Source organism: Candidatus Pseudomonas auctus (assembly GCF_048654275.1).
GTDB classification, from domain to species: Bacteria; Pseudomonadota; Gammaproteobacteria; order Pseudomonadales; family Pseudomonadaceae; genus Aquipseudomonas; species Aquipseudomonas pharyngis.
This window is the reverse complement of sequence record NZ_JBJYZK010000011.1, coordinates 203,973-211,237: the sequence shown is the minus strand read 5'-3', so window position 1 is coordinate 211,237 and position 7,265 is coordinate 203,973. Positions and strand designations below refer to the sequence as shown.

General features: G+C 58.0%; 7 protein-coding genes. 4 read left to right on the top strand and 3 right to left on the bottom strand.

All coding sequences use genetic code 11. The features are described from left to right. Positions 1 to 102: 102 nt before the first annotated feature. Complete coding sequence (gene tyrS / locus ACKUG4_RS20660; protein WP_064599794.1) at positions 103 to 1,302, bottom strand: tyrosine--tRNA ligase; 1,200 nt, start codon at positions 1,300 to 1,302, stop codon at positions 103 to 105. Positions 1,303 to 1,512: 210 nt separating this feature from the next. On the opposite strand from tyrS, the gene ACKUG4_RS20655 reads away from it, so the two are divergent. After that, entirely contained in the window at positions 1,513 to 2,937 is a 1,425-nt protein-coding gene (locus ACKUG4_RS20655) for a peptidoglycan DD-metalloendopeptidase family protein (RefSeq protein ID WP_085646871.1), read from the top strand. Between the two features lie 3 nt (positions 2,938 to 2,940). Beyond that, positions 2,941 to 4,032 (top strand): anhydro-N-acetylmuramic acid kinase, encoded by a 1,092-nt coding sequence (locus tag ACKUG4_RS20650; protein WP_064599798.1) that lies wholly within the window; start codon positions 2,941 to 2,943, stop codon positions 4,030 to 4,032. Positions 4,033 to 4,104: 72 nt separating this feature from the next. Here the strand turns inward: ACKUG4_RS20650 and erpA are convergent, their stop codons facing one another. Beyond that, on the bottom strand, positions 4,105 to 4,455 hold the full coding sequence (gene erpA / locus ACKUG4_RS20645) for an iron-sulfur cluster insertion protein ErpA (RefSeq protein ID WP_003228776.1): 351 nt from the start codon (positions 4,453 to 4,455) through the stop codon (positions 4,105 to 4,107). Positions 4,456 to 4,623: 168 nt separating this feature from the next. Next, positions 4,624 to 5,658, bottom strand: a complete 1,035-nt coding sequence (argC, locus tag ACKUG4_RS20640; protein WP_445434711.1) for an N-acetyl-gamma-glutamyl-phosphate reductase — start codon at positions 5,656 to 5,658, stop codon at positions 4,624 to 4,626. A gap of 135 nt (positions 5,659 to 5,793) precedes the next feature. Here argC and hemJ point away from each other — a divergent pair, with 135 nt between their 5' ends. Continuing rightward, positions 5,794 to 6,222 (top strand): protoporphyrinogen oxidase HemJ, encoded by a 429-nt coding sequence (gene hemJ / locus ACKUG4_RS20635; protein ID WP_011336184.1) that lies wholly within the window; start codon positions 5,794 to 5,796, stop codon positions 6,220 to 6,222. Positions 6,223 to 6,255: 33 nt separating this feature from the next. Next, positions 6,256 to 7,224, top strand: a complete 969-nt coding sequence (locus ACKUG4_RS20630) for an NAD(P)H-dependent flavin oxidoreductase (protein WP_236187421.1) — start codon at positions 6,256 to 6,258, stop codon at positions 7,222 to 7,224. The last annotated feature ends 41 nt before the right edge of the window (positions 7,225 to 7,265 follow it).

Below are 7,265 nucleotides of genomic sequence, written 5' to 3'. Positions count from 1 at the left end.
TACTTAACTCATTGAATTTCAAAGAGTTTTCCGTTTCGACTGCGCCGGAAGTGGGGCGAATTATAGAGACTCAGAATTCGCCGTCAACCCCTTATTTCAACTTTACTCAGATTTCAGCGTAATCCGTGCAAAAGCCTTCTTGCCCGCCTGGCAAACGTGGGTTGCGCCCAGTACATATATAAAGGAACGATCAACCACCTCACCATCTACACGCACACCACCGGAAGCCAACAGATCACGAGCAGCCGCAGAGTTCTTCACCAGTCCTGCCTTATTAAGGACAGCAGCAATCGGCATATCCTCGGCAGCAGTCAGTTCGACCTCTGGGAGATCATCCGGCAACTCACCATCCTTCATACGGTTACCCGCACCACGGTGAGCATTGGCCGCAGCCTCTTCACCATGGAAGCGCGCAACAATCTCTTCGGCCAGCTTGATCTTGATATCACGCGGGTTGGCACCCGTTTCAACATCAGCACGGAAAGCATTGATCTCATCCATCGAACGGAAGCTGAGCAACTCGAAGTAGCGCCACATCAACGCATCAGGAATCGAGACCAGCTTACTGTACATGACGCCCGGCGCTTCCTGGATACCAACGTAGTTGCCCAGCGACTTGGACATCTTCTTCACGCCATCCAGACCTTCAAGCAACGGCATCGTCAGGATGCACTGCGCTTCCTGGCCATAACCTCGCTGCAGCTCACGCCCCATCAGTAGGTTGAACTTCTGATCGGTGCCACCCAGCTCAACGTCAGCGCGCAAAGCAACCGAGTCATAACCCTGCACCAGCGGATAGAGGAATTCGTGAATGGCAATCGGCTGATTGGTGGTGTAGCGCTTGTCGAAGTCATCACGCTCGAGCATACGAGCAACGGTGTACTGCGAAGTCAGACGAATAAAGTCCGCAGGCCCCATCTGATCCATCCAGGTAGAGTTGAACGCGACTTCTGTTTTCGCCGGATCAAGAATCTTGAACACCTGAGTCTTGTAGGTCTCGGCGTTTTCCAGAACCTGCTCACGAGTCAATGGAGGGCGAGTGGCGCTCTTGCCGCTCGGATCACCGATCATTCCGGTGAAATCACCAATAAGGAAGATCACCTGATGCCCCAACTCCTGGAACTGGCGCAGCTTATTAATAAGCACAGTGTGACCAAGGTGCAGGTCCGGCGCAGTTGGATCGAAGCCGGCCTTGATTCGCAGCGGCTGGCCACGCTTGAGCTTTTCGATCAGCTCGGACTCGACCAACAGTTCTTCCGCACCACGTTTAATCAGCGCTAGCTGCTCTTCAACCGACTTCATAACAGACCCGCAAGGCTCAGATTCAAAGGGAACCAACCATACAAGATCGCGCACCAAATACAAGTTTTGCCCGGCACACGGACACCAATCCACGCACAGGGCGTCCGCAGACTTGCTTCAGAGATGATTTGGTTATATTTTATACAGTTATTTCATCTTCATCATGTCATTCATCTTTTCCAATTCATCTTTTTCAAAGTCAAATTACTTATGACCACTGAACCGTCTAAAGCGCCACCGCTTTACCCGAAGACCCACCTGCTCGCCGCAAGTGGTATCGCCGCCCTTCTCAGCCTGGCGCTCCTGGTGTTTCCATCCAGTGATGTTGAAGCCAAAAAGACAACGCTGAGCCTTGAACTGGAAAGTCCTGCTGAACAACTGACACAAGATCAAGACGCTGCCGACGCAGCTCAAGCCACAAATGAGTCCGTAGCCTCCCCTTTCGCGCAGATCGAAAACAGCGCCGAAGAGACGCAGGAAACCGCTCAGTCTGCACCAGCGCCGACACCGGTAGCTGAAGAAAAGAAGGCCCCAAATCACAGGGAAGTGATCGTCTCCAAGGGCGATACGCTTTCTACACTGTTCGAGAAAGTCGGCCTCCCGGCCGCGGCCGTCCATGAAGTGCTGGCCAGTGATAAACAAGCCAAGCAGTTCAGTCAGCTCAAACACGGCCAGAAACTCGAATTCGAATTGAATCCACAAGGTCAGCTGACCAACCTGCACAGCAAGATCAGCGACGTTGAAACCATCACCCTGACCAAGAATGACAAGGGTTATGTGTTCAACCGCGTTACCGCCAAACCGACTGTTCGCACCGCTTATGTACACGGTGTGATCAACAGCTCGCTGTCGCAGTCCGCCGCCCGCGCAGGCCTGTCCCACAGCCTGACCATGGACATGGCCAGTGTCTTTGGCTACGACGTCGACTTCGCCCAGGATATCCGCCAGGGTGACGAGTTCGATGTGATCTATGAACAGAAAGTGGTCAACGGCAAAGCCGTTGGCAACGGTCCGATCCTGTCCGCCCGCTTCACCAACCGCGGCAAGACTTACACTGCCGTGCGTTACACCAACAAGCAGGGCAACAGCAGCTACTACACCGCAGATGGCAACAGCATGCGCAAGGCGTTCATCCGTACACCGGTGGACTTCGCCCGCATCAGCTCTAAATTTTCCATGGGCCGCAAACACCCGATCCTCAACAAGATCCGTGCCCACAAAGGCGTCGACTACGCCGCCCCGCGCGGTACGCCGATCAAGGCTGCCGGCGACGGCAAAGTGCTGCTGGCCGGCCGTCGCGGCGGTTACGGCAACACCGTGATCATCCAGCACGGCAACACTTACCGTACGCTGTATGGACACATGCAGGGCTTCGCCAAGGGCGTGAAGACCGGCGGCACAGTTAAACAGGGCCAGGTGATCGGTTACATCGGCACCACCGGCCTGTCCACCGGCCCGCACCTGCACTATGAGTTCCAGGTCAACGGTGTCCACGTCGATCCATTGGGCCAGAAGCTGCCGATGGCCGACCCGATCGCCAAATCCGAACGCGCTCGCTTCCTGGCGCAGAGCCAGCCACTGATGGCTCGTATGGATCAGGAAAAAGCCACCATGCTGGCTTCGAGCAAACGTTAACCCATGGCTCTGTATATCGGCGTGATGTCCGGCACCAGTCTCGACGGGCTGGACATCGCCCTGATCGAGCAATCCTCGGCGATCAATCTGGTCGCCACGCACTACATCCCCATGCCTGACACCCTGCGCGCCGAGCTGCTTGGCTTGTGCGCCAGCGGCCCTGACGAAATCGCCCGCTCGGCGATTGCCCAGCAGAATTGGGTGAAGCTCGCCGCGCAAGGGATCCATACCCTCCTCGAACAGCAACAGCTCAAGCCTGAAGCCATTCGCGCGATCGGCAGCCACGGCCAGACCATTCGCCATGAACCGGCGCGCGGTTTCACCGTACAGATCGGTAACCCCGCCCTGCTCACTGAACTGACCGGCATCACCGTCGTCAGCGACTTCCGTAGCCGCGATGTAGCCGCCGGTGGCCAGGGGGCCCCGCTGGTTCCGGCCTTTCATGAAGCGTTGTTCGAAGAGCGTACCGGTAACCGTGCGGTCCTGAATGTCGGCGGTTTCAGCAATCTCAGTCTGATTGAGCCGAACAAGCCTGTAGCCGGTTTCGACTGTGGGCCGGGGAATGTGCTGATGGATGCCTGGATTCATCAGCGCCGGGGCGAGAACTACGACCGCAACGGGCAATGGGCAGCCAGCGGCAAAGCTGAGCCCACCCTGCTGAAAGCCCTGCTCAGCGATCCGTTTTTCGTGACGCAAGGCCCGAAGAGCACCGGCCGCGAAGTCTTCAACCTGCCCTGGCTGGAGCAACACCTTTCGCGCCTGCCAGTGTTCCCGGCGGAGAACGTGCAAGCGACGCTGCTGGAGCTCACCGCACTGACTATTGTCGACTCACTGCAAAGCGCTCAGTCCGACACTCGGGAACTGCTGGTCTGCGGCGGTGGCGCTCACAACGCCACACTGATGAATCGTCTGGCCGGGTTGCTGCCGAACGCCAAGGTCGCCAGCACGTCGACTCATGGCGTTGATCCGGACTGGGTCGAGGCCATGGCCTTCGCCTGGCTGGCTCACTGCTGTCTGGAAGGCATCGCCGCCAATCGCCCGAGCGTCACCGGCGCCAAAGGCCTGCGTGTACTCGGCGCCATCTACCCCAACTGACAAATTGCAGATAACAAAACGCCGCAGAACCGTGAGGCTCTGCGGCGTTTTATTGTGTTCGGTGAAACGCGATCAGATCGAGAACGAGGAGCCGCAACCACAAGTGGTGGTGGCATTCGGGTTCTTGATCACGAAACGCGAACCTTCCAGACCTTCCTGATAATCCACCTCGGCACCTGCCAGGTACTGGAAGCTCATCGGATCAACCACCAGACTGACGCCTTCGCGCTCGACGATGGTGTCGTCCTCGGCCACATCCTCATCGAAGGTGAAGCCGTACTGAAACCCTGAACAACCGCCGCCCGTAACGAATACGCGCAGCTTCAAGCGATCATTCCCCTCTTCATCGACCAGGCTCTTCACCTTGTGCGCGGCACCTTGAGTGAATTGCAAAGCCGTGGGGGTGAAGGATTCGACGCTCATGCTGACTATCTCCCGGCGTTACGCCGCCATAATGCGTGATGACGCGCATTATCCGCTTGTCCTAGAAAATCGGTCAACTATTGTTACGGTATATCAATAAAGCTGATCAACCGACCAGAATGCAAAAAGGCCCGTCAGACGGGCCTTTTTACCAAGCAAGATCAGTCGTTACGGCAACATGCCCGCGTGGGACAGACCCAGACGCTCATCCAGACCGAACAGGATGTTCATGTTCTGCACCGCCTGACCCGACGCGCCCTTGACCAGATTGTCGATCACAGAAAGCACCACCACCAGATCACCATCCTGTGGACGGTGAACCGCGATTCGGCAGACGTTGGCGCCACGCACGCTGCGGGTTTCCGGATGGCTGCCAGCCGGCATCACGTCGACGAACGGCTCATTGACATAACGTTTCTCGAACAGCGCCTGCAGATCCACCGAGCGATCCACCACCGTCGCGTAAAGCGTGGAGTGAATGCCGCGAATCATCGGCGTCAGGTGCGGCACAAAAGTCAGACCGACATCCTTGCCCGCCGCACGACGCAGCCCCTGACGAATTTCCGGCAGATGACGGTGACCTTTCACCGCATAGGCCTTCATGCTTTCCGACGTCTCGGAGTACAGCGAGCCTACGGCAGCGCCACGACCGGCACCGCTGACACCGGATTTGCAGTCGGCGATCAGGTGCGAAGCATCGGCAATGCCCGCCTCAAGCAACGGCAGGAAACCCAGCTGCGTCGCGGTCGGATAGCAACCCGGCACCGCGATCAGGCGTGCTTTCTTGATCTGCTCGCGATTGACTTCCGGCAAGCCGTAAACCGCCTCGTCCAGCAGCTCCGGCGCGCCGTGCGGCTGGCCATACCACTTGGCCCATTCATCGGCGTCCTGCAGACGGAAGTCTGCCGACAGGTCGATGACCTTGGTGCCGGCCGCCAGCAATTCGCCAGCCAGTGCGTGGGCAACACCGTGGGGAGTGGCGAAGAACACCACGTCGCAAGCGCCCAGGGTCTTGATGTCCGGCACGCTGAATGCCAGACCGTCGTAGTGACCGCGCAGGTTCGGGTACATGTCAGCCACGGCCAGACCGGCCTCGGATCGGGAAGTGATGACCACCACTTCTGCCTGCGGATGCTGTGCCAACAGACGCAGCAGTTCGACACCGGTGTAACCCGTGCCGCCGACGATACCGACCTTGACCATAAACCTGCCCTCAACGAACCCACTGGAAAGCCGTCGATAATAGGGGCCGCGCGCCCCTGCGACAACCGCCAAGGTGACGTGCGGACGCTCAAGCCTCTACTATCCGGCTTACCGTGAATCAGGGAATAACCAAAAATGCTCTATCTGTGGATCAAAGCGCTACATATCGTCAGCATCGTGTGCTGGTTTGCCGGGCTGTTCTATCTTCCGCGACTGTTCGTTTATCACGCGCAAAGTGAAGACACGATCAGCAAGGAACGCTTCAGCATCATGGAGCGCAAACTCTATCGCGGCATCATGGGCCCGGCGATGATCGCCGCGCTGATCTTCGGCGGCTGGCTGATCTACCTGAACCCGAGCATCTTCAGCAGCGGTGGCTGGATCCACGCCAAACTGACCCTGGTCGTGCTGCTGATCGGTTACCACCACATGTGCGGCGCGCAGGTAAAACGTTTTGCCCGTGGCGAGAACACCCGCAGCCATGTCTTTTATCGCTGGTTCAATGAAGTGCCGGTTCTGCTATTGCTGGCTATCGTAATTCTGGTCGTGGTCAAGCCGTTCTAACTTCAACAAATACAACTTTCCGGGGTACTTCCGATGTCGCTGCCCGCTCTGCTCGAACAACGTCTGCGTCTGCCCGTAGTGGCAGCACCGATGTTTCTGATCTCCAATCCTGAACTGGTGCTGGCGTGCTGCCGTAACGGCGTGGTCGGCAGCTTTCCGGCGCTGAATCAACGCGAAAGCAGCGGATTCAAGGCCTGGCTGGAGCAGATCGAAGCGGGACTGGCGACACTGGAGAACCCGGCGCCTTATGCCGTGAATCTGATTGTTCACAAGAGCAATCCACGTCTGGAGGCGGACCTGAACATCTGCGTCGAACACAAAGTCCCCATCGTCATCACCAGTCTTGGTGCCGTGAAGGAACTGGTAGACGCCGTGCACAGCTACGGCGGTCTGGTCTTCCACGACGTGACGACCCGCCGCCATGCCGAGAAAGCCGCCGAGGCCGGTGTCGATGGCTTGATCGCCGTCGCGGCCGGTGCCGGTGGGCACGCCGGGACCTGGAGCCCGTTCTCGCTGATCTCCGAGATCCGCGAGTTCTTCGAAAAGACCCTGTTGCTTGCAGGATGTTTGAACCATGGGCACGAGATTCTCGCCGCACAACTGCTCGGCGCGGATCTGGCCTACTTCGGCACGCGATTTATCGGCACCACTGAAAGTCATGCGCCTGACGCCTACAAGCAGATGCTGCTGACTGCCAAAGCCGCCGACATCATTCATACTCCTGCCGTGTCCGGTGTTCCGGCCAGTTTCATGCGTCAAAGCCTGGAGGCCGCCGGTTTCGACATGGCAGCCCTGCAGGGCAAGGGTGAAGTGAACTTCGGCGACAAACTCAAGCCGATCAATGACGAAGCCAAGGCCTGGAAAACCGTGTGGTCGGCAGGTCAAGGCGTCGGGCAGATCGACGATCTGCCAAGCGTGGATCAACTGGTGGCGCGTCTTGATGCGGAATATCGCCAAGCCCTGGAGCACGCAGCGCAACTGCCGAAACGCTGGCCGCGCTGAATGAAACCTGGCCGGTCGCTGTCTGACTGGCCTTAGACTCA